This is a genomic window from Pseudomonas frederiksbergensis (genome assembly GCF_900105495.1).
GTDB lineage: Bacteria > Pseudomonadota > Gammaproteobacteria > Pseudomonadales > Pseudomonadaceae > Aquipseudomonas > Aquipseudomonas frederiksbergensis.
The window spans coordinates 1,082,349-1,107,097 of record NZ_FNTF01000002.1 but is presented as its reverse complement, the minus strand read 5'-3'; the positions used below and the strand labels follow the sequence as shown (position 1 = coordinate 1,107,097).

At 59.0% G+C, this 24,749-nt stretch carries 24 protein-coding genes; 18 read left to right on the top strand and 6 right to left on the bottom strand.

Annotated elements, in window-relative coordinates; genetic code table 11:
- Nucleotides 1-104 precede the first annotated feature (104 nt).
- The gene (locus tag BLW70_RS05720) at nucleotides 105-755 is read right to left on the bottom strand and encodes an HAD family hydrolase (protein WP_074872351.1); all 651 of its coding nucleotides are present in this window, start codon (nucleotides 753-755) and stop codon (nucleotides 105-107) included.
- 26 nt (nucleotides 756-781) lie between these two features.
- Nucleotides 782-1,327, bottom strand: coding sequence for a gamma carbonic anhydrase family protein (locus BLW70_RS05715; RefSeq protein ID WP_074872349.1), 546 nt, complete (start codon nucleotides 1,325-1,327; stop codon nucleotides 782-784).
- A gap of 62 nt (nucleotides 1,328-1,389) precedes the next feature.
- Between BLW70_RS05715 and prlC the strand changes: the two genes are divergently transcribed.
- The 3 genes from prlC (at nucleotide 1,390) to BLW70_RS05700 (ending at nucleotide 5,942) form a co-directional block, all read left to right on the top strand.
- Nucleotides 1,390-3,468: an oligopeptidase A gene (prlC, locus tag BLW70_RS05710; protein ID WP_162842848.1), complete on the top strand. Its 2,079-nt coding sequence runs from the start codon at nucleotides 1,390-1,392 to the stop codon at nucleotides 3,466-3,468.
- On the top strand, nucleotides 3,465-3,752 hold the full coding sequence (locus BLW70_RS05705; RefSeq protein ID WP_074872347.1) for a YheV family putative zinc ribbon protein: 288 nt from the start codon (nucleotides 3,465-3,467) through the stop codon (nucleotides 3,750-3,752). The genes prlC and BLW70_RS05705 overlap by 4 nt, the downstream gene beginning before the upstream one ends.
- A 114-nt stretch (nucleotides 3,753-3,866) precedes the next feature.
- Nucleotides 3,867-5,942, top strand: a complete 2,076-nt coding sequence (locus BLW70_RS05700) for a M3 family metallopeptidase (protein WP_074872346.1) — start codon at nucleotides 3,867-3,869, stop codon at nucleotides 5,940-5,942.
- Here BLW70_RS05700 and BLW70_RS05695 read toward each other — a convergent pair.
- Nucleotides 5,920-6,564 (bottom strand): phosphatase domain-containing protein, encoded by a 645-nt coding sequence (locus tag BLW70_RS05695; RefSeq protein ID WP_074872344.1) that lies wholly within the window; start codon nucleotides 6,562-6,564, stop codon nucleotides 5,920-5,922. The genes BLW70_RS05700 and BLW70_RS05695 overlap by 23 nt on opposite strands.
- Nucleotides 6,565-6,841: 277 nt before the next feature.
- Between BLW70_RS05695 and BLW70_RS05690 the strand changes: the two genes are divergently transcribed.
- The 3 genes from BLW70_RS05690 to BLW70_RS05680 are packed head-to-tail and all read left to right on the top strand — an operon-like array spanning nucleotide 6,842 to nucleotide 10,683.
- The gene (locus BLW70_RS05690; RefSeq protein WP_074872343.1) at nucleotides 6,842-7,582 is read left to right on the top strand and encodes a gluconate 2-dehydrogenase subunit 3 family protein; all 741 of its coding nucleotides are present in this window, start codon (nucleotides 6,842-6,844) and stop codon (nucleotides 7,580-7,582) included.
- 2 nt (nucleotides 7,583-7,584) lie between these two features.
- Nucleotides 7,585-9,369 carry a GMC family oxidoreductase gene (locus tag BLW70_RS05685; protein WP_074872341.1) on the top strand — a complete coding sequence of 595 codons (1,785 nt, stop codon included), beginning with the start codon at nucleotides 7,585-7,587 and terminating at the stop codon, nucleotides 9,367-9,369.
- Nucleotides 9,370-9,381: 12 nt separating this feature from the next.
- Nucleotides 9,382-10,683: a c-type cytochrome gene (locus tag BLW70_RS05680; protein ID WP_074872339.1), complete on the top strand. Its 1,302-nt coding sequence runs from the start codon at nucleotides 9,382-9,384 to the stop codon at nucleotides 10,681-10,683.
- Nucleotides 10,684-10,749: 66 nt separating this feature from the next.
- Here BLW70_RS05680 and BLW70_RS05675 read toward each other — a convergent pair whose 3' ends face one another.
- Nucleotides 10,750-11,055 carry a hypothetical protein gene (locus BLW70_RS05675; RefSeq protein WP_074872337.1) on the bottom strand — a complete coding sequence of 102 codons (306 nt, stop codon included), beginning with the start codon at nucleotides 11,053-11,055 and terminating at the stop codon, nucleotides 10,750-10,752.
- 197 nt (nucleotides 11,056-11,252) lie between these two features.
- Here BLW70_RS05675 and BLW70_RS05670 point away from each other — a divergent pair, with 197 nt between their 5' ends.
- From BLW70_RS05670 to BLW70_RS05660, 3 genes are all read left to right on the top strand, one after another.
- A complete protein-coding gene (locus BLW70_RS05670) occupies nucleotides 11,253-12,311 on the top strand; it encodes a PA0069 family radical SAM protein (RefSeq protein WP_074872335.1) in 1,059 nt (352 codons plus the stop codon).
- Nucleotides 12,312-12,554: 243 nt separating this feature from the next.
- Nucleotides 12,555-13,286: a carbonic anhydrase gene (locus BLW70_RS05665; protein WP_033059830.1), complete on the top strand. Its 732-nt coding sequence runs from the start codon at nucleotides 12,555-12,557 to the stop codon at nucleotides 13,284-13,286.
- Nucleotides 13,287-13,376: 90 nt separating this feature from the next.
- Nucleotides 13,377-14,906, top strand: a complete 1,530-nt coding sequence (locus tag BLW70_RS05660) for a SulP family inorganic anion transporter (protein ID WP_074872333.1) — start codon at nucleotides 13,377-13,379, stop codon at nucleotides 14,904-14,906.
- Nucleotides 14,907-14,949: 43 nt separating this feature from the next.
- Here the strand turns inward: BLW70_RS05660 and BLW70_RS05655 are convergent, their stop codons facing one another.
- On the bottom strand, nucleotides 14,950-15,600 hold the full coding sequence (locus BLW70_RS05655) for a hypothetical protein (protein ID WP_008152480.1): 651 nt from the start codon (nucleotides 15,598-15,600) through the stop codon (nucleotides 14,950-14,952).
- Nucleotides 15,601-15,971: 371 nt separating this feature from the next.
- On the opposite strand from BLW70_RS05655, the gene coxB reads away from it, so the two are divergent.
- The 4 genes from coxB (at nucleotide 15,972) to BLW70_RS05635 (ending at nucleotide 20,418) form a co-directional block, all read left to right on the top strand.
- The gene (gene coxB, locus BLW70_RS05650; RefSeq protein WP_074872331.1) at nucleotides 15,972-17,099 is read left to right on the top strand and encodes a cytochrome c oxidase subunit II; all 1,128 of its coding nucleotides are present in this window, start codon (nucleotides 15,972-15,974) and stop codon (nucleotides 17,097-17,099) included.
- A gap of 82 nt (nucleotides 17,100-17,181) precedes the next feature.
- Nucleotides 17,182-18,774 carry a cytochrome c oxidase subunit I gene (gene ctaD, locus BLW70_RS05645; protein WP_074872329.1) on the top strand — a complete coding sequence of 531 codons (1,593 nt, stop codon included), beginning with the start codon at nucleotides 17,182-17,184 and terminating at the stop codon, nucleotides 18,772-18,774.
- Nucleotides 18,775-18,939: 165 nt separating this feature from the next.
- Nucleotides 18,940-19,497, top strand: a complete 558-nt coding sequence (locus tag BLW70_RS05640) for a cytochrome c oxidase assembly protein (RefSeq protein ID WP_074872327.1) — start codon at nucleotides 18,940-18,942, stop codon at nucleotides 19,495-19,497.
- A gap of 33 nt (nucleotides 19,498-19,530) precedes the next feature.
- The gene (locus BLW70_RS05635; protein ID WP_074872326.1) at nucleotides 19,531-20,418 is read left to right on the top strand and encodes a cytochrome c oxidase subunit 3; all 888 of its coding nucleotides are present in this window, start codon (nucleotides 19,531-19,533) and stop codon (nucleotides 20,416-20,418) included.
- A 3-nt stretch (nucleotides 20,419-20,421) separates the two neighbouring features.
- Here the strand turns inward: BLW70_RS05635 and BLW70_RS05630 are convergent, their stop codons facing one another.
- On the bottom strand, nucleotides 20,422-20,625 hold the full coding sequence (locus BLW70_RS05630) for a twin transmembrane helix small protein (RefSeq protein WP_008152470.1): 204 nt from the start codon (nucleotides 20,623-20,625) through the stop codon (nucleotides 20,422-20,424).
- Between the two features lie 70 nt (nucleotides 20,626-20,695).
- Between BLW70_RS05630 and BLW70_RS05625 the strand changes: the two genes are divergently transcribed.
- The 5 genes from BLW70_RS05625 to BLW70_RS05605 are packed head-to-tail and all read left to right on the top strand — an operon-like array spanning nucleotide 20,696 to nucleotide 24,604.
- Nucleotides 20,696-21,436 carry an SURF1 family protein gene (locus tag BLW70_RS05625; protein ID WP_074872324.1) on the top strand — a complete coding sequence of 247 codons (741 nt, stop codon included), beginning with the start codon at nucleotides 20,696-20,698 and terminating at the stop codon, nucleotides 21,434-21,436.
- On the top strand, nucleotides 21,402-21,995 hold the full coding sequence (locus BLW70_RS05620) for a hypothetical protein (protein WP_074872323.1): 594 nt from the start codon (nucleotides 21,402-21,404) through the stop codon (nucleotides 21,993-21,995). Before BLW70_RS05625 ends, BLW70_RS05620 begins: the two co-directional genes overlap by 35 nt.
- Before the next feature lie 10 nt (nucleotides 21,996-22,005).
- Nucleotides 22,006-23,085, top strand: coding sequence for a COX15/CtaA family protein (locus BLW70_RS05615; protein WP_074872321.1), 1,080 nt, complete (start codon nucleotides 22,006-22,008; stop codon nucleotides 23,083-23,085).
- Nucleotides 23,073-23,972 (top strand): heme o synthase, encoded by a 900-nt coding sequence (cyoE, locus tag BLW70_RS05610; RefSeq protein WP_074872319.1) that lies wholly within the window; start codon nucleotides 23,073-23,075, stop codon nucleotides 23,970-23,972. The genes BLW70_RS05615 and cyoE overlap by 13 nt, the downstream gene beginning before the upstream one ends.
- On the top strand, nucleotides 23,969-24,604 hold the full coding sequence (locus tag BLW70_RS05605) for an SCO family protein (RefSeq protein ID WP_074872317.1): 636 nt from the start codon (nucleotides 23,969-23,971) through the stop codon (nucleotides 24,602-24,604). Before cyoE ends, BLW70_RS05605 begins: the two co-directional genes overlap by 4 nt.
- The last annotated feature ends 145 nt before the right edge of the window (nucleotides 24,605-24,749 follow it).

Here is a 24,749-nt window from a genome sequence, read left to right as displayed (position 1 = left end):
CGCCTTCGCGGGCAAGCCCGCTCCCACAGGATCCGTGTCGTATACGAAAAATGTGGACGACACGGATCCTGTGGGAGCGTGGCTTGCCCGCGAAAGCAATTTCATTAGCGCCGCAAAAACGCCTGGTGCATCTCCTCCAGCGTCTCGAAGTGCCAGGTCGGGGCTTCTGCGCTCAACTCTTCCCGGCTGCCAAAGCCATAACCAACCGCCGCGGCATCCAGCCCGTTACTGCGCGCCCCGATCAGGTCGTGTTTACGATCACCGATCATCAGGGTGCTGGCCGGGTCCAGGCCTTGTTCGGCCATCAAGTGGGCGATCAGCTCGACTTTGTTGGTCCGGGTACCATCCAGTTCGCTGCCATAGATCACTTTGAAGTGCTTGGCAAAGTCGAAGTGCCGGGCAATTTCCCGGGCAAAAATCCACGGTTTGGACGTCGCGATGTACAGCTGTCGCCCTTGCCCGCCGAGGGTTTGCAACAGGGGAGTGACGCCGTCGAATACGCGGTTCTCGTACAGGCCGGTGACCTTGAAGCGTTCGCGATAGAAGTTCACCGCTTCCCAGGCCTTGGGCTCGTCGAAGTCGTAGAACTGCATGAACGCCTGCAACAACGGCGGACCGATGAAGTGTTCAAGTTTGCTCAGGTCGGGCTCATCGATCCCCAGTTTGCTCAAGGCGTACTGGATCGAACGGGTGATGCCCTCGCGTGGATCGGTCAGGGTGCCATCGAGGTCGAACAATACGGTTTGGTAATGCATGTTGAATCCTGAATAAGGGCGCAGGGTCAGAGCTGGTCGTAGCCTTCGGCCAAGTGCAAATTCTTGAGCTTCACGTAGTTCGCCGCGCTGTAGGTGAAAAAGGCTTTTTCCTTGTCAGTCAGTGGCCGAATCTGCTTCACCGGGCTGCCCACATAAAGGAAGCCGCTTTCCAGGCGTTTGCCCGGTGGCACCAGGCTGTCAGCACCGATGATCACATCGTCCTCGACCACCGCACCGTCCATGACGATGCTGCCCATGCCGATCAGAATCCGATTGCCCACGGTGCAGCCGTGGAGCATGACTTTATGCGCGATGGTCACATCGTCGCCAATCAGCAACGGAAAGCCATCGGGATTGAACGGCCCTGCGTGGGTGATGTGCAGCACACAGCCGTCCTGCACGCTGGTGCGCGCGCCGATACGGATGCGGTGCATGTCGCCACGGATCACCGTCAGCGGCCAGACCGAGCTGTCTTCGCCGATTTCAACGTCGCCGATCACCACCGCCGAACCGTCGACAAAGGCGCCTTTGCCCAGTAGCGGCGTGTGGTTCTGATACTTGCGAAGGGTCACGATAGGCTCTCTCTCTTTTGCTGATAGCTGCGGTGAGCGTCGATTGTAATTAAGATGGCGCAATGTTTCTTCCAGCCAAGGTGCCAACCGTGAGCGTGAACAACCCTCTTTTGCAGTCCTACGACCTGCCGCCGTTCTCGGCGATCCGTGCCGAACACGTGCAACCGGCCATCGAACAGATCCTGGCTGACAACCGCGCCGCCATTACCGAGATCCTCAAAACCCAAGGCAAACAACCGACCTGGGCCGGCCTGGTGCTGGCGATGGACGAGCTGAACGATCGACTGGGCGCCGCCTGGAGCCCGGTCAGTCACCTGAACGCCGTGTGCAATAGCGCCGAATTGCGCGAAGCCTATGAGTCCTGTCTGCCGGCCTTGAGTGCCTACTCCACCGAATTGGGCCAGAACCGCGAGTTGTTCGAGGCATTCGAAGCGCTGGCCAACAGCCCTGAAGCGGCCGGTTTCGAGGTGGCGCAGAAAACTATCCTGGAACACTCCCTGCGTGACTTCCGTCTGTCGGGTATCGACCTGCCGGAAGCCGAACAAAAGCGTTACGCCGAAGTGCAGAGCAAATTGTCGGAGCTGGGCAGCCGTTTCTCCAACCAGCTGCTCGACGCCACTCAGGCCTGGACCAAGCACGTCACCGATGAAGCCGCCCTCGCCGGCCTGACCGATTCGGCCAAGGCGCAAATGGCCGCGGCGGCACAGGCCAAAGGCCTGGAAGGCTTCCTGATCACCCTGGAATTCCCGAGCTACTACGCGGTGATGACCTACGCCCAGGACCGCACCCTGCGCGAAGAAGTCTACGCCGCCTACTGCACCCGTGCGTCGGACCAAGGCCCGAATGCCGGTCAGAACGATAACGGCCCGGTCATGGAAGAAATCCTCGACCTGCGTCAGGAATTGGCGAAGCTGCTCGGTTTCGCCAGCTTCTCGGAGCTGAGCCTGGCCACCAAAATGGCCGAATCCAGCGATCAGGTGCTGAGTTTCCTGCGCGATCTGGCCAAGCGCAGCAAGCCGTTCGCCGCCCTGGATCTGGAACAGCTCAAGGCGTACGCCGCCGAACAAGGCTGCCCGGATCTGCAAAGCTGGGACAGCGGTTTCTACGGTGAAAAGCTTCGCGAGCAGCGCTACAGCGTTGCCCAGGAAGCCCTTCGCGCTTACTTCCCGATCGATAAAGTGCTGGGCGGTCTGTTCGCTATCGTTCAGCGCCTGTACGGCATCGAAATTGCCGAACTGAAAGGCTTCGACACCTGGCACCCGGATGTTCGCCTGTTCGAGATCAAGGAAAACGGCCAGCACGTCGGCCGCTTCTTCTTCGACCTCTACGCCCGCGCCAACAAGCGCGGCGGTGCCTGGATGGACGGCGCCCGTGACCGTCGCCGCACGATCAGCGGCGTACTGCAAAGTCCGGTGGCGAACCTGGTGTGCAACTTCACCCCGGCCGACAGCGGCAAGCCAGCACTGCTGACCCACGATGAAGTGACCACCCTGTTCCACGAATTCGGTCACGGCTTGCATCACTTGTTGACCCGCGTTGAACACGCCGGCGTATCCGGCATCAACGGCGTGGCCTGGGATGCGGTCGAGCTGCCAAGCCAGTTCATGGAGAACTGGTGCTGGGAGCCTGAAGGTCTGGCGCTGATCTCCGGTCACTATGAAACCGGCGAACCGCTGCCTCAGGACCTGCTGGAGAAAATGCTCGCCGCGAAGAACTTCCAGTCCGGTCTGATGATGGTCCGCCAACTGGAGTTCTCGCTGTTCGACTTCGACCTGCACGCCACCCACGGTGATGGCCGTAGCGTGGCGCAGGTACTTGAAGGCGTACGCGACGAGGTCTCGGTCATGCGTCCGCCGGCCTACAACCGTTTCCCCAACAGCTTCGCCCACATTTTCGCCGGCGGTTATGCGGCGGGCTACTACAGCTACAAATGGGCTGAAGTGCTGTCGGCCGATGCCTTCTCGAAATTCGAAGAAGAAGGCGTACTCAACGCCGAAACCGGCCGCGCCTTCCGCGAAGCGATCCTGGCGCGCGGTGGCTCCCAGGAACCGATGGTGCTGTTCGTCGACTTCCGCGGACGTCCGCCGTCGATTGACGCACTCTTGCGCCACAGCGGCCTGAGTGAGGTCGCGGCAGCATGAGCGAGGGTCCTGTGATCACGAAAAAACGCTTTATCGCCGGGGCAGTCTGCCCGGCCTGCAGCGAGCCGGACAAGTTGATGATGTGGAACGAAGACGCAGTCCCGCACCGTGAGTGCGTGGCCTGCGGTTATTCCGACACGCTGAATGAACAAGGCCTGTCCGTGCCCAAGGAGTTGGGCACGCGGGTCAACACTTCGGCGCTGAAGGTCCCGGACGCCAAGGTTCAGGCCGTGCAGTTTTTCCCCAATCCGAAGCTGAAGAAAAAACCTGACGAGCAACACTGAGTCACCGCCACCTTCCACTTCAGAACGGAGTGGAAGGTGGTATCTATCTACCACCTTTGCCCTGCGCTTCCTTTATAGGCTGACCACATTCAGCCTCTACTCAAGGAAGACGCCATGCCCGACACCAATCCGCTTTTGCAGGCCTGGGACCTGCCGCCCTGGTCGCAGATCCGCACCGAACACCTCGTGCCGGCAATCACAACGATCATCACCGACAACCGACAGGTCATTGCCGAAACCATCATCAGCCAATCCGTACTTCCCAATTGGGATGATCTGGTTCTGGCCATCGATGAAGTCGATGCACGGCTGAGCGAGGCTTTGGACATCATCCAGACCCTGGCGATGACGAAACACGACGATACCGCCTGGAACACGGCAGTTGCTGCATGCAATGACGCCGGAGCGAAGTACCAATCCGAAAAAATGAGCAATCGCGCGTTGTTTGAGGCATACCAGCGGTTGGCGAACAGTTCGATCGCCCTCAACTTCGATGAGCCACGCAAGGCCGCGCTGGCCAAGATTCTGCGCAAATTTCAATTGGCGGGAATCGAATTGCCCCGGGCGCAACGGGAAAAGCTGGCCCGGTTGAACCTCGACATTAATCGACTCGAAGAGCTGTTTCTCATCCATCTGAAAAGTGCCAACGCTGCCTGGACCAAGCACGTCGATGACGTTGCGGTTCTGGAAGGTTTATACCCCACCGTAAAAAATCGCCTGAAACACCTGGCCAAAGAAGCAGGACATGAAGGCTGGCTGATTCCCCTGGATGAAAACACCTGCCAGCAAATCATGATGTACGCCGAAAATCGGGCATTGCGAGAAGAATATTTCGTGGCGTATTCCACGCGCGCGTCCGATCAAGGCCCGAATACCGACGAGTTCGATAATGATCCTGTACTGACGCTGATGCTTTCGCTGCGCCACCAGAAAGCCGAACTGCTTGGTTTCGACAATTTCGCGCAACTGCGTCTGGCCACCGCAGCGGCTGAGTCCACCGATCAGGTTCAGCGTTTTCTGCGTCGGCAAGTTACGTTGAACACACCGTCACTTGCACAGGATTCAAAGGAGCTACAAGCGTTTGCGCTCGAACGGGGCATTTCGGAAGTACAGGCCTGGGACCACGAATTTCTCGCTGAAAAACTGCGCCACCATCGTTTCCCTCAAGCCCTGGAGAATCTGCGCGACTATTTTCCCCTGGACGGCACCTTGCGACGACTCTGCCTGTTCTGCGAACGCCTGTTCGGGATCCGGATTCTCGAGCAGGCTGAATTCAGTCGCTGGCATAACGATGTGCGACTGTTTGAGATCAGCGAGCATGGCCAAACCCTCGGGCATATTTATCTTGACCCGTACCACCGCAAGGAAGCCCCGGATTACGCCTGGACCGGCACGCTGCGAAACCGACGAAGAAACGCCGAAGGCCGCGTAGCACTACCGATTGCCGATCTTCACTGCAACTTCACACCAGGGGTCGACGGCCATCCGTGCCTGCTTGAGCACAAGGATCTGCGGGTGCTTTTTCATGAGTTCGGTCATTGTCTGCAGCATGTGCTGACGAGTTCGCCGCATCACAACCTCTCCGGCATTTTCCAACTGGGGCGCGACAGTGCGGAATTTGCAGGGCAAGTATTCGAGCAATGGTGCCTGTCACGGGAGTTTCTGTTATGGCTGGGTGCCCACCACCAAAGCGCTGAACGCTTGACCGAGGCACGGGTAGACGCGGCATTGTCAGCCCTCGAAACCCAGACCAGCCGACAAACCGCACTCTTGCTGTTGGGCGCAATGTTCGATTTCGAAGTGCATCGCAGCCAAGGCGATGGTCGTAGCATCCAGCAAGTATTCGAAGAGGTTCAGCGGGAGCTTCCCCACGTGCAACTGCCGTCTTATTGTCGGTTCGCAAACAGCTTCGATTACCTGGTGACCGGTTACGCCGCCTCCGTTTACGCCTACCAATGGTCACACGTACTGGCTATCGAAGCCTTCAAGCGATTCCAACAGGATTGGGTTTTCAATGCGCAAACAGGGCGAGCCTTTCGCGAGGCGTTTTTTTCCTCGGGCGATTCGCGTTCTTTGCTGACTGCTCTGGAAGCGTTTCTTGAACGGCCGATTGCCGAAGATCTGTTCGCGCTTTCGTCAGAGGCCGTTACCCCGCTGAGGCAACGATTTACTCGACATGGGCTGATTTGAACCAGTTCTTCATCGAACAACTGGCGAACGGACTGGTGCTGCAATCGCCGTTGGCCAACGCGGTGCGGAGCTTGTCGACATCGGCTTGCATCATGTAACGGACGCTGTCCTTGAAATGAGTGCTGTCACCAAAGCCGCCCTGGGTCATTTCGTTCAGGGCGTCTTCCTTGCTCCAGCCTTGCAACACGACCCGGTACATCGCCGCCATCAAGCCCGTGCGGTCCGAGCCATGTTTGCAGTGCATCAGCACCGGCCCCTTGGCTTCAGCGGTCTGGATCGTTCGAAGGGCATTGAGTACATCCGCGTCATCCACATGGTTGGTGCGGTAGGGCAGCTGTATTTGCGCGATTCCTGGCGTTGATAACCAGCTTGAATCCGACTCGGGCAAGAACGAGATAACCGTCCCGACCTTGAGTTTTTCCAGTAACGGCACAGCGCCCCTGTCTGGCAATGCACTGCGATAGAGCGTCGGGGACATTTTGAAAAGGTTGTACTGCACCTCGACCGATTGAGCCCATTCCTCAGGTCGGGGTAATGCACTGTCGTCGGCAAGGGCCAGCGGCAGGTTTAAAAGTGCGGCCAAGGACAGGCAGATCGCCTGGGTACAACGCAATAGAGACATGCTCGGGATGACCGTTCAGGAATCGGGAAGATGACACTGAGCTTCTACTCCCAGCGGTCAAAGGCCTGTGACTCCTCTGTCAAAGAATCGTGAATCAGCCGATCGCTTTCGTTGCAAAACCGAGGTTTTTCAGCTGAATCGGTTCATCTTGATGCTTAGCCTGCTACCATTTGTTTCTCAATATTACCGATGCGGGGCGATCTTCATCGGTGCCAAAACGAAAAGTCGTCCTGCGAGACGGCTGAAAAACCGCTACTGCCTGATGAGGTGCCACCCTATGTCCGATCAAGATCGAGACAACCCGCGGCGTGAGTTTTTGCGCAAATCCCTGACCTTGATCCCGGTGGTCACCGTTGCCAGCAGCGGTCTGGGCAGCGCAGTCCTGATGGCCGCGCCCGAAGCAGCCCCGGCCGGTTCCGTCAAAGCGCCGGTCAGCACCAGCACCTATGAACCCAGCTACTTCACCGCCGAAGAATGGGCGTTCATCAACGCCGCTGTCGCCCAATTGATTCCGAGCGATGCCCAAGGGCCAGGCGCTCTGGAAGCCGGTGTGCCTGAATACATCGACCGCCAGATGAACACGCCTTACGCGGCCGGCGCGTTGTGGTTCATGCAGGGACCGTTCAACGCAGACGCCGCTCCGGAAATGGGCTGGCAGAGCAAATTGGTGCCCAAAGAGATTTATCGCCTGGGCATCGCCGCGACGGATGCGTGGTCGAAAACGCTCAACGGTAAAGTATTTGCTGAGCAAGACAGCGCTACCCGAGACGATTTGCTCAAGCAACTCGAAGTCGGAAAACCGCAGTTCGACAGTGTCCCCGCGAAGATTTTCTTCAACCTGCTGCTGCAAAACACCAAAGAAGGGTTCTTCTGCGACCCGATTCACGGCGGCAATAAAGGCATGGTCGGCTGGACCATGATCGGCTTCCCCGGCGCCCGCGCCGATTTCATGGATTGGGTGGACCGCAACGAGCAATACCCCTTCCCGGCAGTTTCAATTCGCGGCGAGAGGGCGTGAGCATGGCAACGGTAATGAAGAAGGTCGACGCAGTGATCGTCGGTTTTGGCTGGACGGGCGCAATCATGGCCAAGGAGCTGACAGAAGCCGGCCTGAATGTGCTGGCGCTGGAGCGCGGGCCGATGCAGGACACTTACCCCGATGGCAACTATCCACAGGTGATCGACGAACTCACCTACAGCGTGCGGAAAAAACTCTTTCAGGACATTTCCAAAGAGACCGTGACCATTCGCCACAGCGTGAATGACATCGCGCTGCCGAACCGCCAACTGGGCGCCTTCCTGCCCGGCAACGGTGTCGGCGGCGCCGGTTTGCACTGGTCCGGCGTGCACTTTCGGGTCGACCCGATCGAGTTGCGCATGCGTAGCCACTACGAAGAACGCTACGGCAAAAGCTTCATTCCCAAGGACATGACCATCCAGGACTTCGGCGTCAGCTATGAAGAGCTGGAACCGTTTTTCGATTACGCCGAGAAGGTTTTCGGCACGTCGGGACAGGCCTGGACGGTGAAGGGTCAATTGGTCGGCGAAGGCAAGGGCGGCAACCCGTACGCGCCGGATCGCTCCGATCATTTCCCGCTGGAATCGCAGAAGAACACTGTTTCCGCACAGCTGTTTCAGAAAGCGGCCACCGCAGTGGGTTACAAACCCTACAACCTGCCGTCGGCCAATACGTCAGGCCCCTACACCAACCCCTACGGCGCACAAATGGGCCCGTGCAACTTCTGCGGCTTTTGCAGTGGTTATGTCTGCTACATGTATTCCAAGGCATCGCCGAACGTAAACATTCTGCCGGCGCTCAAGCCGCTGCCCAATTTCGAGCTGCGGCCCAACTCCCATGTACTGCGGGTCAATCTCGACAGCACCAAGCGCAAGGCAACAGGCGTCACCTACATCGACGGCCAGGGCCGGGAAATCGAGCAGCCGGCAGACCTGGTGATCCTCGGTGCCTTCCAGTTTCACAATGTTCGGCTGATGCTGCTTTCGGGTATCGGCAAGCCGTATGACCCAATCAGCGGCGAAGGCGTGGTCGGCAAGAACTTCGCCTACCAGAACATGGCCACCATCAAGGCCTACTTCGACAAAGACACCCACACCAACAACTTTATTGGTGCCGGCGGTAACGGCGTGGCGGTGGACGACTTCAACGCCGACAACTTTGATCATGGCCCCCATGGTTTCGTCGGCGGCTCACCGATGTGGGTCAACCAGGCCGGCAGCCGACCGATCGCTGGCACATCCAACCCACCGGGCACCCCGGCCTGGGGCAGTGCCTGGAAACGTGCCACCGCCGATTACTACACCCATCAAGTGTCGATGGATGCCCACGGCGCGCATCAATCCTACCGTGGCAATTACCTCGATCTGGACCCGGTGTACCGCGATGCCTACGGCTTGCCACTGTTGCGGATGACCTTCGACTGGCAGGAAAACGACATCAAGATGAACCGTTTCATGGTCGAGAAAATGGGCAAGATCGCCGAAGCAATGAGCCCCAAGGCCATCGCCGTGCTGGGCAAGAAGGTTGGCGATCACTTCAACACCGCGTCTTACCAGACCACCCACCTCAACGGTGGCGCGATCATGGGCACCGATCCGAAAACCAGCGCCCTGAACCGATACTTGCAGAGCTGGGACGTACACAACGTTTTCGTCCCCGGAGCGTCAGCTTTCCCACAAGGTTTGGGCTACAACCCTACCGGCCTGGTGGCCGCATTGACCTACTGGTCGGCCCGGGCGATCCGCGAGCAGTACCTGAAAAACCCCGGCCCGCTGGTTCAGGCTTAAGGAGCGATGACCATGAAAGCACTTGTTATCGCGACCCTGGCGCTGCTCGGTTGTGGCTCGATCAACGCCGCAGAAATCGATCAAAACCTGATCAAACAAGGCGAGTACCTCGCCCGCGCAGGTGACTGCGTGGCCTGTCATACCGCCAAGGACGGCAAGCCGTTCGCCGGTGGTTTGCCGATGGAAACGCCGATCGGGACAATCTACTCCACCAATATCACGCCGGACAAAACCGGCCTGGGTGACTACAGCCTTGAGGATTTCGACAAGGCCGTGCGCCATGGCGTCGCCAAAAACGGTAGTACGTTGTACCCGGCGATGCCGTATCCGTCCTACGCCAGCGTCACCGAAACCGACATGAACGCCTTGTACGCCTACTTCATGCATGGCGTGGCGCCTGTCGCTCAGGCGAACAAGGCCAGCGACATTCCCTGGCCTTTGAGCATGCGCTGGCCGCTTGCGGGTTGGCGCTGGATGTTCGCCCCGGCTGTGGCGGACTACAAAGCGCCACCCGGCGAAGATGCCGTGGTCAGTCGTGGGGCGTATCTGGTGGAAGGTCTCGGACATTGCGGCGCGTGCCATACGCCGCGTGCCCTGACCATGCAGGAAAAATCCCTGAATGCAGGCGAAGGCAGCGCATTTCTGTCAGGCAGTGCGCCATTGGAAGGCTGGATCGCGAAAAGTCTGCGCGGTGATCACAAAGACGGCCTCGGCAGCTGGAGCGAAGAACAATTGGTGCAGTTCCTCAAGACCGGCCGCAGTGATCGCAGCGCCGTGTTTGGCGGCATGAGTGATGTGGTGACACACAGCATGCAGTACATGACCGACAACGATCTGACCGCGATTGCCCGTTACCTCAAGTCCCTGCCGGCGAATGATCCCAATGATCAGCCGCACCAGTACGACAAACAGGTGGCACAGGCGCTGTGGAACGGGGACGACAGCAAGCCCGGCGCTTCGGTGTACATCGACAACTGCGCGGCCTGTCACCGTACCGATGGCCATGGCTACACTAAAGTATTCCCGGCGCTGGCAGGCAACCCGGTGTTGCAGTCGCAGGATCCGACGTCGCTGATTCACATCGTACTCAAGGGCGGCACGCTGCCGGCGACTCACACGGCACCTTCGACCTTTACCATGCCCGGTTTCGCCTGGCGCTTGTCGGATCAGGAAGTAGCGGATGTGGTGAGTTTCATTGCCACTAGTTGGGGAAACAAAGGGGGCCCTGTTAAAGCCAGTGATGTAATGGCGGTAAGGGAAGACTATTTGAGAACAACTTCAAGTGATGACAAGGGCGAAACGACGACTCATTAAATAAAAAAGCGGTATGGGAAATTCCATACCGCTTTTTTTAGATTTCAGTTACAACCTCAATCGCGATTAAGGTTTGACGATCTTCGAATAGGCACTCGCCAAGGCCAGCAGAACAGCCTTGTCTTGTGCGTCGATGTCACCATCGCCGTCCACATCAGCAGGGGCGGTACCCATGGTGAAAGTCACGCCGCCGTCGTTCGATACGGCCTCGCGGGTGCTCGAGTCCAGCAGAGCGTAAGTGACAGCACGGTTTTCCGGATCGTAACCCTCTTCCTTTAGTGCAAACTGCATGGAAACCCGAACTTCTTTTGGACTAACAGTAGAGGCTCGCATCAGTTGCAAAAAAATACCGCGCTGATTGTAATTCGACATTGATTAATTCCATTTAATAGTTGGTCACGACAACTTCGTGCGAGGTGATATTACTAATAGCTCTTAAAATTATTCCAGTCGTTATATGTATCTCATAGTGACGAACGTTTAATACAAAGAACCAGGCGCCGAACGGCACTGGCCGAATCTGCCGAGCCCCTATACTGTATGAACATACAGCCAAAGGACCCTTGTCGATGTCTACTCCCGTGCCACCTCGCGGCCGCGGCACCGCCACCAACCCGCACAACCGTTTCGCGCCGAATCGCTCGGTGGCCGAGGATGACGGCTGGTATCAGGAAGCGCCGATCACCCAGGGCACCGAGGTGCGCATCGAAACGGCGAAAACCATCATCACGCGCAACAACTCGCCGGACTTGCCCTTCGATCGCTCGATCAATCCCTATCGCGGCTGCGAGCACGGTTGCATCTATTGCTACGCACGGCCCAGCCACGCTTATTGGGACATGTCGCCAGGGCTGGATTTCGAAACCAAACTGATCGCCAAGACCAACGCCGCCGATGTACTGGAAGAACAACTGTCCAAGCGCGGCTATCAATGTGCGCCGATCAATCTGGGCTCCAATACGGATCCTTATCAACCGATCGAACGCGAACACAAAATCACCCGAAAAACCCTCGAAGTGCTGCTGCGCTATCGCCATCCCGTGACCATCATCACCAAGGGCTCGCTGATTCTTCGGGATCTGGACCTGCTGGCCGAACTCGCCGAGCAGAGGCTGGTAGCAGTGATGATCAGCCTCACTACCCTGGACGATGAGCTCAAACGCATCCTCGAACCGCGCGCCGCGGCACCCAAGGCTCGGTTGCGGGCAATCCGCGTGATGCGTGAAGCGGGAATTCAGGTGGGCGTTCTGTGCTCGCCGATGATTCCGATGATCAACGACAGTGAACTCGAAAGCCTGCTCACCGAAGCTCATGCCGCCGGGGCGCAAAGTGCGGCCTACATGATGCTGCGCTTGCCGCTGGAGGTTGCACCGCTGTTCGAAGAATGGCTGGCGGCCCACTATCCTCAGCGTGCCGCGCATGTGTTGAGCCTGATTCGCCAAAGCCGTGGCGGCGAGCTCTACGACAGTCGCTTCGGTGCCCGGATGCGTGGCGAAGGGCCGTTTGCCGATCTGCTGGCGCAGCGCTTTGCCAAAACCATCAAACGCCTGGGACTCAATCGTCGGGAAGGTTTTAATCTGGACTGCGAAGCCTTCTGTCCGCCCGGTCGCCAGATGTCGTTGATTTGAGGACAATTGGCCTATGGTTGAGTAGGGTGAAATGCACTTTGCCACTACGCCAGTCACGTTTTTTGTGAGCTGTAACACACGTTCTAGAGCGTTTTATTCAGTTTGAGTTAAGTTTCGACCGCTACCTTGTTCATCGAGTGACTGATGGGTCGAGGCTCTCGACCTGGATGTTTTTTAAACAGCCACTGGCTTCACACCGGACAAAACGGGAAAATTCCCTGACTCCGCCAAAGAGGATGAATCATGAGTGACAAGGATAAACAGCCGTTGGCTGCGTCGGCTTCAGCCCAACCGGAGGCGGAAACCGCCGATGCAGCGCTGCAGCATATCGTTGACGGCTTTTTGCATTTTCATCACGAAGTTTTTCCACAGCAGGAAGAACTCTTCAAAAAACTCGCCACGGCCCAGAGCCCCAGAGCGATGTTCATCGCCTGCGCCGATTCGCGCATCGTTCCCGAGCTGATCACCCAAAGCGCCCCCGGCGATCTGTTCGTCACCCGTAACGTCGGCAACGTTGTGCCGCCTTATGGGCAAATGAATGGCGGTGTATCCACGGCGATCGAATACGCCGTCCTGGCCCTCGGCGTGCAGCACATCATCATTTGCGGGCACTCCGACTGTGGCGCGATGCGCGCAGTGCTCAACCCGCAAAGCCTGGAAAAAATGCCGACGGTCAAAGCCTGGTTGCGTCATGCCGAAGTGGCAAAAACCATGGTCCAGGAAAACTGCCATTGCGCTGACGAAAACGAAAGCATGCACGTCCTCACCGAGGAGAATGTGATCGCCCAGCTGCAGCATTTGCGCACGCACCCGTCGGTAGCCTCGCGCATGGCCAATGGTCAGTTGTTTATCCATGGCTGGATCTACAACATCGAAACCAGCGAAATCAGAGCTTACGACGCGGACAAGGGTTGTTTCCTGCCGCTCGATGGCAGCCATCCGATTCCGGTGGCGACGCCTAAAGCGCGCTTCTAAATCTTCCTAAATCATTGTGTGGTTTAGCCGAGGCTGCCGATCAGGCAGCCTGGCTTCGCCATGCCTGAAGAAAACTTCGGGAGAGTCACCATGCGTGCTGCTCAACTTAAAGCTGTTCTGCCACGGGAGCTACTAGCATCCGTGGTTGTGTTTCTCGTCGCCCTGCCCTTGTGCATGGGCATCGCCATCGCCTCGGGGCTGCCGCCGTCCAAAGGCTTGATCACCGGCATCATCGGTGGCCTGGTGGTGGGCTGGCTTGCCGGTTCGCCACTGCAAGTCAGCGGCCCGGCGGCCGGTTTGGCGGTTCTGGTGTTCGAACTGGTGCGCCAGCATGGTATCGCCATGCTCGGGCCGATCCTGTTACTGGCGGGTTTTCTGCAGTTGCTGGCCGGGCGCTTTAAATTGGGCTGCTGGTTCCGAGTGACGGCGCCAGCAGTGGTCTACGGCATGCTCGCCGGGATTGGTGTACTGATCGTGTTGTCACAGGTGCATGTGATGCTCGACGCCGTGCCCAAGCCTTCGGGGCTGGACAACCTGGCAGCCTTCCCCGCTGCCGTCGTGCAGGCCTTGCCCTCCTTCGGTTGGCAAGCCGGGTTGCTCGGACTGTCGACGATTGCGGTGATGTGGCTGTGGGAGAAATTCCGTCCCCATTCCCTGCGCTTCATTCCCGGCGCACTGCTGGGTGTAGGCCTGGCGACGGTCGCCAGCCTGATGCTCGCCTTGCAGGTCAAACGCGTGGAAGTCCCGGCCAACCTCGCAGAAGCCATCGACTGGCTGAAGCCTGCCGACTTGCTCAATCTGGCTGACCCGACCTTGCTGATCGCCGCATTTGCCGTGGCGTTTATCGCCAGCGCCGAAACCCTGCTTTCAGCCGCTGCGGTGGACCGCATGCACAGCGGCCAGCGCTCAGACTTCGACCGGGAATTGTCGGCTCAAGGCGTAGGCAACATGCTTTGCGGCCTGCTCGGAGCGCTGCCAATGACCGGCGTGATCGTACGCAGTTCGGCCAACGTCCAGGCAGGGGCCACCACGCGACTGTCGGCGATCTTCCATGGCTTGTGGCTGCTGGCTTTCGTGTTGCTGTTGTCTAGCGTGCTGCAAAGCATTCCGGTGGCGAGCCTGGCGGGCGTTCTGGTTTACACCGGTTTCAAACTGGTCGACCTCAAGGCCTTCCGCGGTCTGGGCCGTTATGGCCGGATGCCGATGTTCACCTACGCGGCAACAGCCCTGGCGATCATCTTCACCGACCTGCTGACTGGCGTGCTGATCGGCTTCGGCCTGACCCTGGCCAAACTGGCCTGGAAGGCTTCGCGGTTGAAAATCAGCCTGATCGACCTGCCCAAGGACGGCGAAATGGAATTGCGGTTGATCGGTGCAGCGACCTTTCTCAAAGTGCCGGCGCTGACCCAGGTGCTGGGAACCATTCCGGCTGGCGCGACGGTGCATGTGCCGCTCAATAACCTGAGCTACATCGATCACTCGTGCCTGGAGTTGCTGGAAGAATGGAGTCGGGCCAATGCGGCCAAGGGGTCAAAACTGTTGATTGAAGCGCGGGGGTTGAAGCGCAGGCTGGAAGGGCGATTGCGGACCACGACGGGCGTCGGCTCCGCAGCCGCTTAAAAAAATCGCAGCCAACAGGCTGCGATTTTTTATGGGCAACGAATCAAGCCGCTGGCTGATCCAGCTCCAGGCCGACGCCCAACTGGCGCGACAGGCACGGCCAGCGCTTCCATGCAGCGCCGGTGTCGGGGCTGTTGAGTTTCTCGCGGTAGGCCTCGACGGACTCCAGCGCGAAACTGTCTTCATTGAGCATCTCGTCCACGGCGTGATGCACCGCCTCATCCAGTTGATTGGCGAACTCTTCGCCGATCAGTTGGTGGGCAATCAGGTTGGCAACCGTCATGTCCAAGGGGATCAGTGGCTGGCCAAAATGCTTGATGTACAGGTCATTGACCTCTTCGACCAGGCGGTGTGCCAGATAGGCTTCGTCCAGCAGGCTGTCCAGACCCACGTGACCGGCCATGATCGCTGGCGGCTGAAGGAAGAACTGCTCGGCGATTTTCAGCACCGGTTTGATCTGTGATTCGATACCCGCTTCCCTGGCGACTTCATTGGCTGCGTCCAGCAGGTCCGGCACTTGCTCTATATACGCGGCCACAAAACGCGTCATCACGCCGTTGGCGTCGACATCCGGCAATTGGATGGCGGAGTGAAGGTGTGGCAATTGGGTTTCCAGCTGACGAGTCAGCAGGCCGGTTTCGGCTTCGTGTTGTTGGGCTTTTTGGATCTGCTCGCGCAATGCGGCGGTGTTCATGAAAACTCCAGGAAACAAAGGCAATGAAATAGGGAAGACATAACTTAGCTGGCATACGAAAAATGCTAAGACGCATTTGTCATAATTATTTCATCCTTGAGACATCAAAGTTATATCGATTTGCCACCACTCGTCTGCATCCTTCTCCATTCGTGCCCTGGAACGCAAGTCCCAGCTGTTTCAGATGATTTACGCCATCACGTTGCGAGGTGGCAGTCGCTGTCTATACTCGGGTGGGAATGGAGTTAGCTGATGACGCCCGACTGCACACGCAGCAAGGCTCGGCGATTCAAGTTCGTAGTCTGAAAAAGCCGCTCCCTTGCCGCAGGTGAAAGCCGGCGGGATAAAAAGAACTATAAGGGGAACCCGCAATGATGCGACATCCACATGTCTGGATGGGCCTCCTGTTGTGGTCGATTTTCAGTCAGGCGCAAGCGGCCTGGACTGTGAATATGGCGCCTGGAGCGACTGAAATCAGTCACGCAGTATTTGACCTGCACATGACCATTTTCTGGATCTGTGTAGTGATCGGCGTCATCGTCTTCGGCGCCATGTTCTGGTCGATGATTCTCCACCGCCGCTCGACCGGGCAGGTGGCCGCAAAATTTCATGAAAGTACCACCGTCGAAATCCTCTGGACCATCGTGCCCTTCCTGATCCTGGTGGCCATGGCGGTTCCCGCGACCGCAACCCTGATCAAGATGTACGACGCCAGTGAGCCGGATATCGATATCCAGGTCACCGGCTATCAGTGGAAGTGGCACTACAAATACCTGGGCCAGGATGTCGAGTTCTTCAGCAACCTGACCACGCCTGCCGATCAGATCAACAACAAGGAAGCCAAGAGCGAGCACTACTTGCTGGAGGTCGACAAGCCTTTGGTGCTGCCGATCGGCGCCAAGGTGCGCTTCCTGGTGACTTCCGCCGACGTTATCCACTCCTGGTGGGTGCCGGCCTTTGCAGTCAAGCGCGATGCGATTCCGGGGTTCGTCAACGAAGCCTGGACCCGTGTCGACAAACCCGGCCTCTACCGCGGTCAATGCGCCGAATTGTGCGGCAAGGACCACGGTTTCATGCCGATCGTGGTCGAGGTCAAGGAAAAGGCCGATTACGAAAAATGGCTGGCCGAACGCAAGGCTGAAGCCCTCCAACTCAAAGAGCTGACCAGCAAGGAATGGACCCTCGAGGAGCTCAAGGAGCGCGGCGACAAGGTCTATCACACCACCTGCGTCGCCTGTCACCAGGCCGAAGGTCAGGGCCTGCCGCCGATGTTCCCGGCGCTCAAGGGCTCGAAAATCGCTACCGGACCGATCAAGGATCACTTGGGCATTGTCTTCCACGGCAAGCCCGGAACCTCCATGGCGGCGTTCGGCAAGCAGCTCTCGGAAGTCGATATCGCAGCGGTCGTGACCTACGAACGTAACGCCTGGGGCAACAATAAAGGCGACATGGTCACCCCTAAAGAAGTGCTGGAGCTGAAACAGGCGGAAAGCAAATGACCCGGTCTATTGCGCACGTAAGCAACCCGTCGGGGCATCGCGCCCCGGCCTGCCCAGCCCATCTGTTTGCAGGAGACAGGACATGACTGCTGTCGTCGACGACCATGTTCATACCGGCACCGCCCACGCCCACGGCCCAGCCAAAGGCCTGATGCGCTGGGTGCTGACGACCAACCACAAGGATATCGGCACGCTGTACCTGTGGTTCGCGTTCTCCATGTTCCTGCTGGGCGGCTCGTTCGCGATGGTGATTCGTGCCGAGTTGTTCCAGCCGGGACTGCAAATCGTCCAGCCGGAATTCTTCAACCAGATGACCACCATGCACGGTCTGGTGATGGTCTTCGGTGCGGTGATGCCGGCCTTCGTCGGCCTCGCCAACTGGATGATCCCGTTGATGATCGGCGCGCCGGATATGGCACTGCCACGGATGAACAACTTCAGCTTCTGGCTATTGCCGGCGGCGTTCATCCTGCTGGTATCGACCCTGTTCACCCCCGGCGGCGGACCGAACTTCGGCTGGACGTTCTACGCCCCACTGTCGACGACCTACGCACCGGAAAGCGTGACCTTCTTCATCTTCGCCATCCACTTGATGGGGATCAGTTCGATCATGGGCGCGATCAACGTGATCGCCACCATCCTCAACCTGCGCGCCCCCGGCATGACGTTGATGAAAATGCCGCTGTTCGTCTGGACCTGGCTGATTACCGCGTTCCTGCTGATCGCGGTGATGCCGGTACTGGCCGGCTGCGTGACGATGATGCTGATGGACATCCACTTCGGCACCAGTTTCTTCAGTGCCGCCGGTGGTGGTGACCCGGTGTTGTTCCAGCACGTGTTCTGGTTCTTCGGTCACCCCGAGGTGTACATCATGATCCTGCCGGCCTTCGGTGCCGTCAGCTCGATCATTCCGGCCTTCTCGCGCAAGCCGCTGTTCGGCTACACCTCGATGGTCTATGCGACGGCGAGTATCGCGTTCCTGTCGTTCATCGTCTGGGCGCACCACATGTTCGTGGTTGGCATTCCGCTGGTGGGCGAGTTGTTCTTCATGTACGCCACATTGCTGATCGCGGTGCCGACCGGCGTGAAGGTGTTCAACTGGGCCAGCACCATGTGGCAAGGCTCGCTGACCTTCGAGACACCGATGCTGTTTGCGGTGGCGTTCGTGATCCTGTTTTCCATCGGCGGGTTCTCCGGGTTGATGCTGGCCATCGCCCCGGCGGACTTCCAGTACCAGGACACCTACTTTGTGGTCGCGCACTTCCATTACGTACTGGTACCGGGGGCGATCTTCGGGATCTTCGCCTCGGCCTACTACTGGCTGCCGAAATGGACCGGCCACATGTACGACGAAACCCTCGGCAAGCTGCACTTCTGGCTCTCGTTCATCGGCATGAACCTGGCGTTCTTCCCGATGCACTTCGTAGGGCTGGCGGGCATGCCACGGCGGATTCCCGACTACAACCTGCAGTTCGCCGACTTCAACATGGTCTCGTCGATCGGCGCATTCATGTTCGGCGCCACGCAGATCTTCTTCCTGTTCATCGTGATCAAGACCATCCGTGGTGGCGAGCCGGCACCGGCCAAGCCGTGGGATGGAGCAGAAGGCCTGGAGTGGAGCATTCCGTCGCCGGCGCCGTATCACACCTTCACCACGCCGCCGGAAGTGAAATGAACACTGCGACCTTTGTGGGGGCGAGCCTGTGTGGCGAGGGAGCTTGCTCCCGCTGCGTCGCGAAGCGGCCCCAAAAGGTTTGCGTCTGCTTCGCAGCCGAGCGGGAGCAAGCTCCCTCGCCACAAAGGGCAGCTCCCATAGGGTTCTCTGCGGAGGTTAGAAGCGATGGCTGACTCTATTTCTTTGAAGAAACTGGTCACGCGCCTGTTGCTGGTGGTGGTGGCGATGTTTGTCTTCGGGTTTGCCCTGGTGCCGATCTACGACGTGATGTGCAAGGCATTCGGCATCAACGGCAAGACCGGCGGGCAGTATGAGGGCGAGCAAACGGTCGACACCTCGCGGCAGGTTCGCGTGCAGTTTCTGTCGACCAATTCCGCCGACATGTCGTGGGATTTCTACCCCAAGAGCGATGAGCTGACGGCGAATCCGGGAGCGGTGAACGAGATGATCTTCATCGCCCACAACCCTACAGATCAGCCGATGAGCGCCCAGGCGGTTCCGAGCATCGCGCCCAGCGCCGCGGCGGCGTATTTCCACAAGACCGAATGTTTCTGCTTTACCCAGCAAGTGCTGCAGCCCGGTCAACGGATCGAGATGCCGGTACGTTTCATCGTTGACCGTGACATGCCCAAGGATGTGAAGCACCTGACGCTTTCCTACACGCTGTTCGATATCACCGCACGTCATCCGCCCGCAGCTGTTGCTGCAAACACTGGTGGCTAGGCGTTAAAGCGTGCCCGATAAGGAGAACAATAAATGGCAACTCATGAGCATTATTACGTTCCGGCACAGAGCAAATGGCCGATCATTGCCACGATCGGTATGTTCGTCACCGTGTTCGGCCTGGCCACCTGGTTCAACGACCTGAAGGCGGCGCGGCCGGAGTCCCACGGCCCGCTGATCTTTTTCGTCGGTGGCCTGCTGCTGGCGTACATGCTGTTCGGCTGGTTTGGCACGGTCATCAAGGAAAGCCGCCAGGGCTTGTACAGCGCACAGATGGATCGCTCGTTCCGCTGGGGCATGAGCTGGTTCATCTTCTCGGAGGTGATGTTCTTCATCGCGTTCTTCGGCGCGCTGTTTTATGTCAGAGCCATTTCCGGCCCGGCGCTCGGGGGTGAAGGGGCCAAAGGCCTCGCTCATATGCTCTGGCCTAATTTCGAGTTCGTCTGGCCGTTGCTGAACAACCCTGATTCGAAACTGTTTCCGCCGCCCAAGGACGTCATCAGTCCCTGGGGCCTGCCGTTGCTCAACACCGTCTTGCTGGTGAGTTCCAGCGTCACCGTGACCATCGCTCACCACGCCTTGAAAAAGGGCCATCGCGGCGCGCTGAAAATCTGGCTGGCGCTCACCGTGCTACTGGGCTGCGCGTTCCTTGGTTTTCAGGCCGAAGAATACATACACGCGTACCACGAACTGGGCCTGACGCTCGGTTCGGGCATCTACGGCGCGACCTTCTTCATGCTCACCGGTTTCCACGGCGCCCACGTGACCATCGGCACCATCATCCTGTTTGTGATGTTGATGCGGGTCATGCGCGGGCACTTCGATGCCGACCATCAGTTCGCGTTTGAAGCGGCGAGTTGGTACTGGCACTTCGTAGACGTGGTGTGGATCGGTCTTTTCGTTTTCGTCTACGTGCTCTGAGGCTTACCAAGGTACGTGCGACACCAGTTGGCCGCTGAAAAAACCCCAGGCAATCAAGCCGACGGTAATGGCGGCCAGCGCAACACGAACACTCAAGGCAATGACGAGGCGGTTCGAGCTGCTGTCGTCCTTGACCAGAAAAAACAGGCCGCTGAACAGGCTGACAACCGTGGCAATCAGCATCAGGACGATGGCTGCTTTGAGCATGGTGAAACTCCGGGGGAAAGGCGATGCACTTGAGTATAGCTATCGCGACTACCGACTTTCTGGCGACGCCATGAAGCGTTTCCGGCCGGGCATCGTGCCGACCCTGGTGGTCGCGGTGTTGTTGCCCATGCTGGTGTCACTCGGGTTCTGGCAATTGAGCCGGGGCGCAGAGAAAAGTGCGCTGCTGCAAAGCTACGCCGAGCGCCGCGCCGCCGAACCGATGGCCAGCACCGAACTGCAACACGCCGCAGATCCGGCCTTCCGCCGGGTTCACCTGCACGGCCAGTTCGATGCCGCCCACAGCCTGTTGCTGGATAACCGTCAGCGCGACGGCAAGGTTGGTGTCGAACTGCTGCAACCGTTTCAGGATCAGGCGACCGGGCTCTGGCTGCTGGTCAATCGCGGCTGGCTGCCGTGGCCGGATCGCCGCATCCCACCGCAATTCACCACGCCGACTCAGGCCTTGAGTCTCGTTGCCTGGGTCTACGTCTCCCCCGGCGCTACCTTCCAGTTGCACGCCGACCCGAACAGCACGACCTGGCCACAACTGATCACCGCGGTCGAACCGGCCAGGCTCTGGACGGCGCTGGATCGTGAAGGTTTTGCCTACGAATTACGCGCAGAAAGCGCTCCCGCGACTTACCAGGCTGACTGGCCGGTAGTCGCCATGGGACCGGAAAAACACCTGGCTTATGCCGTGCAGTGGTTCGCCATGTCGATCGCCCTGTTCGGCCTCTATCTCTATCTCGGCTGGCACAACGCAAAGGAGAAACACCATGGGAGCGGCCATGAATCCACCCAGCATGTCTGAAGCGAAATCGCCGGTGAGTCGGCGCAAGGGGCGATTGCAGTTGCTGCTGATCCTGCTTGGGGTGATCGGTCCGATGATCCTCGCCACCGGCATGTACAAATTGCAGTTCTGGGTGCCGGAAGGTCGCAGCTATCACGGCGAACTGATCGGCAACGGCCAGACCCGCGCCGACCTCGGCGTGCAGGCGCAGGAGGATCGTTGGCAGATACTGGTGACCGCGCCCAAGGAGTGCTCGGTGGACTGCCAGCAACTGGTGTACCTGGCGCGGCAGATCCAGATCGGCCTCGGCCGTGATGCCGGGCGCGCCAGTCATGCCTTGGCCATGGCGCAACCGCTGAGCAGTGAGTACGACGCCAAGCTGACGCGCGAGTATCCTCAATTGCAGCGCTATCCACTGAGCCTGACCGAGTTCCACAAAACTGCCGGCGACAAGGCTGTGCCGCAGCTGTGGATCATCGACCCTCACGGCAATCTGGTGCTGCGCTACGACCCGACGGTGAAAGGCAAGGATCTGCTCAACGACCTGCGCCATTTGCTGAAACTGTCGAACATCGGATAAGGGCATCGTCATGGCCAAACCTGGATTTCGCCTCGCGCTGTTTGCCACCTTGCTGGCACTGATTGTGGTGTTGCTCGGGGCCTACACCCGCCTGACCCACGCCGGCCTCGGCTGCCCGGACTGGCCGGGTTGCTATGGCTTTATCAGCGTGCCGCAAAGCGAAGTTCAATTGGCCCATGCCGAACTGCATTTTCCCGACGCTCCCGTGGAAGCCCATAAGGGCTGGAACGAGATGGTTCACCGCTACTTCGCCGGCACGTTGGGGCTGCTGATCTCGGTGCTGGCGGGTCGCGCCTGGGTTCATCGTCGTCACCCGGGGCAGCCGGTGAAGTTGCCGTTGTTTTTGCTGGCGGTGGTGATTGCCCAAGCGGCATTCGGCATGTGGACGGTGACGCTCAAGCTCTGGCCGCAAGTGGTCACCGGGCATTTGCTCGGCGGCTTTGCGACGTTGAGCCTGTTGTTTTTGCTGACGTTGCGCCTGTCCGGCGTACTGCCAGCGCTGACCGTGCCCCGACGTTTGCAGTACTGGGCGACTGCCGGGTTGCTGCTGGTGATCCTGCAAATTGCCTTGGGTGGCTGGGTCAGTTCCAACTACGCGGCGGTGGCCTGTATCGACTTCCCGACCTGTCATGGGCAATGGCTGCCGCCCGCAGACTTCGCCAACGGCTTTCATCTGAGTCAACACATCGGTCCCAATTACCTCGGCGGGCAACTGGACAGCGATGCGCGTACGGCGATTCATCTGACTCACCGCATCGGTGCATTGCTGGTAACCCTGGTGTTGCTGGGGTTGGCCTGGCAACTGAAAGTCGTCGGCATGACGCGGTTGGCCGGGTTGGTGCTGATCGCCCTCGCCGCACAAATCACCCTTGGCATCAGCAACGTGCTGTTTCACCTGCCACTGCCAGTGGCCGTCGCGCATAACGCGGGTGGCGCGGCGCTGTTGCTGACGTTGGTGCTGGTCAATTATCACGCGCGAACCAGTCTGGTTCGGGTCAAGCAGCAACCCCCTGCGCGCTGGCGGTTCAGCCCGCGCAAACACTCAGCCGGGCCCATAACAATAAAAGGAGAGATGCCATGGCGACTCTGATCGGCGCACGTCACAGTCAGGCGATCTGGCGTGACTATCTGGAGCTGACCAAGCCGAAAGTGGTGGTGCTGATGCTCATCACCTCGCTGGTCGGCATGTTCCTCGCGACTCGCGCCGGGGTGCCGTGGACGGTGCTGGTGTTCGGCAATCTGGGGATCGCCCTGTGTGCCGGTGGTGCAGCGGCGGTCAACCATGTGGTGGACCGGCGCATCGATGCGGTCATGGCCCGCACACACAAACGTCCCTTGGCCGAGGGCCGGGTGTCGCCGGCGGCCGCGCTGACATTTGCCTTGGTATTGGCGGTGCTTGGGCAAGCCGTACTGCTGATCTTCACCAATGCGCTGACGGCGTGGCTGACCCTGGCCTCGCTGCTCGGCTATGCGGTGGTCTACACCGGTTTCCTCAAACGCGCGACGCCGCAAAACATCGTCATCGGAGGCCTGGCCGGCGCCGCCCCGCCCCTGCTCGGCTGGACCGCCGCCACCGGGCATGTCAGCGCCGAACCCTTGCTGTTGGTGCTGATCATCTTCGCCTGGACCCCGCCGCACTTCTGGGCCCTGGCCATTCACCGCAAAGAGGAATACGCCAAGGCCGACATCCCGATGCTGCCGGTGACCCATGGTGAGCACTACACCAAGGTCCACATCCTGCTTTATACCTTCGCGCTGCTGGCCGTGAGCTTGATGCCGTACGTGATCCACATGAGCGGCGTGCTCTACCTGGTTTGCGCGCTGGGACTGGGCGCGAGGTTTCTGCAATGGGCCGTGGTGCTGTACCGTGGCACTCGGCCGCACGCGGCGATCAACACCTTCAAGTACTCTATTTACTACTTGTTCCTGCTGTTTATCGCCCTGCTCGTAGACCACTACTTACTGTTGAACCTATGACTCGAACCCAGAAAACCGTCTTCATCCTCGTCGCCCTGATCGCGCTGGTCCTGGGCCTGACCATCAACAAAGTGCTGTCCGGCAAAGGCGAGGGCGATCCGACGGCCCTGATCGATGCCGGGATCATTCTGCTACCGCAAAGCCGCAACCTGCCGACCGTCACCATGACCGATCAAAACGGCAAGCCAGTGGCGGTCAACGAGCTGAAAGACAAATGGTCGCTGCTGTTCTTCGGCTACACCTTCTGCCCCGACATCTGCCCGACCACCCTCGCCCAACTGCGTCAGATCAAAAGCGAGCTGCCGCCAGAGGCTGTGGCCAAGTTGCAGATCATTCTGGTCAGCGTCGACCCGAATCGCGACACGCCCCAGCAGCTCAAGCAGTACCTCGGCTACTTCGATCCACAGTTCCAGGGGCTGACGGCTTCGTCGGTGGAAGACATCCAGAAACTGGCCAATGCGGTGAGCATTCCGTTCATTCCGGCGGATACCAGCAAGCCGAACTACACCGTCGACCACAGCGGCAACCTGGCGGTGATCGGGCCGGACGGGACGCAGCGTGGGTTCATTCGGGCGCCGTTGAACAACGTGAAACTGGTAGAGCAGTTGCCGGTGATGCTTAACCGCAAATAAATCGACAAGCCAAAAAAAACCGCAGCCCATGGCTGCGGTTTTTTGTATCTGATCGTTCCCACGCTCCGCGTGGGAATGCCTCACCGGACGCTCTGCGTCCGCTCTTGGGACGCAGAGCGTCCCTGGCTGCATTCCCACGCAGAGC

Bases quoted from the DNA above. Each gene is read 5' to 3' on its own strand.
- BLW70_RS05620 (WP_074872323.1), top strand. From the start codon at position 21,402: ATGGGAGCGGCCATGAATCCACCCAGCATGTCTGAAGCGAAATCGCCG.
- ctaD (WP_074872329.1), top strand. From the start codon at position 17,182: ATGACTGCTGTCGTCGACGACCATGTTCATACCGGCACCGCCCACGCC.
- BLW70_RS05640 (WP_074872327.1), top strand. From the start codon at position 18,940: ATGGCTGACTCTATTTCTTTGAAGAAACTGGTCACGCGCCTGTTGCTG.
- cyoE (WP_074872319.1), top strand. From the start codon at position 23,073: ATGGCGACTCTGATCGGCGCACGTCACAGTCAGGCGATCTGGCGTGAC.
- BLW70_RS05700 (WP_074872346.1), top strand. From the start codon at position 3,867: ATGCCCGACACCAATCCGCTTTTGCAGGCCTGGGACCTGCCGCCCTGG.
- coxB (WP_074872331.1), top strand. From the start codon at position 15,972: ATGATGCGACATCCACATGTCTGGATGGGCCTCCTGTTGTGGTCGATT.
- BLW70_RS05705 (WP_074872347.1), top strand. From the start codon at position 3,465: ATGAGCGAGGGTCCTGTGATCACGAAAAAACGCTTTATCGCCGGGGCA.
- BLW70_RS05690 (WP_074872343.1), top strand. From the start codon at position 6,842: ATGTCCGATCAAGATCGAGACAACCCGCGGCGTGAGTTTTTGCGCAAA.
- BLW70_RS05635 (WP_074872326.1), top strand. From the start codon at position 19,531: ATGGCAACTCATGAGCATTATTACGTTCCGGCACAGAGCAAATGGCCG.
- BLW70_RS05675 (WP_074872337.1), bottom strand. From the start codon at position 11,055: ATGTCGAATTACAATCAGCGCGGTATTTTTTTGCAACTGATGCGAGCC.
- BLW70_RS05680 (WP_074872339.1), top strand. From the start codon at position 9,382: ATGAAAGCACTTGTTATCGCGACCCTGGCGCTGCTCGGTTGTGGCTCG.
- BLW70_RS05615 (WP_074872321.1), top strand. From the start codon at position 22,006: ATGGCCAAACCTGGATTTCGCCTCGCGCTGTTTGCCACCTTGCTGGCA.
- BLW70_RS05660 (WP_074872333.1), top strand. From the start codon at position 13,377: ATGCGTGCTGCTCAACTTAAAGCTGTTCTGCCACGGGAGCTACTAGCA.
- BLW70_RS05695 (WP_074872344.1), bottom strand. From the start codon at position 6,564: ATGTCTCTATTGCGTTGTACCCAGGCGATCTGCCTGTCCTTGGCCGCA.
- BLW70_RS05655 (WP_008152480.1), bottom strand. From the start codon at position 15,600: ATGAACACCGCCGCATTGCGCGAGCAGATCCAAAAAGCCCAACAACAC.
- BLW70_RS05685 (WP_074872341.1), top strand. From the start codon at position 7,585: ATGGCAACGGTAATGAAGAAGGTCGACGCAGTGATCGTCGGTTTTGGC.
- BLW70_RS05720 (WP_074872351.1), bottom strand. From the start codon at position 755: ATGCATTACCAAACCGTATTGTTCGACCTCGATGGCACCCTGACCGAT.
- BLW70_RS05605 (WP_074872317.1), top strand. From the start codon at position 23,969: ATGACTCGAACCCAGAAAACCGTCTTCATCCTCGTCGCCCTGATCGCG.
- prlC (WP_162842848.1), top strand. From the start codon at position 1,390: ATGTTTCTTCCAGCCAAGGTGCCAACCGTGAGCGTGAACAACCCTCTT.
- BLW70_RS05630 (WP_008152470.1), bottom strand. From the start codon at position 20,625: ATGCTCAAAGCAGCCATCGTCCTGATGCTGATTGCCACGGTTGTCAGC.
- BLW70_RS05665 (WP_033059830.1), top strand. From the start codon at position 12,555: ATGAGTGACAAGGATAAACAGCCGTTGGCTGCGTCGGCTTCAGCCCAA.
- BLW70_RS05625 (WP_074872324.1), top strand. From the start codon at position 20,696: ATGAAGCGTTTCCGGCCGGGCATCGTGCCGACCCTGGTGGTCGCGGTG.
- BLW70_RS05670 (WP_074872335.1), top strand. From the start codon at position 11,253: ATGTCTACTCCCGTGCCACCTCGCGGCCGCGGCACCGCCACCAACCCG.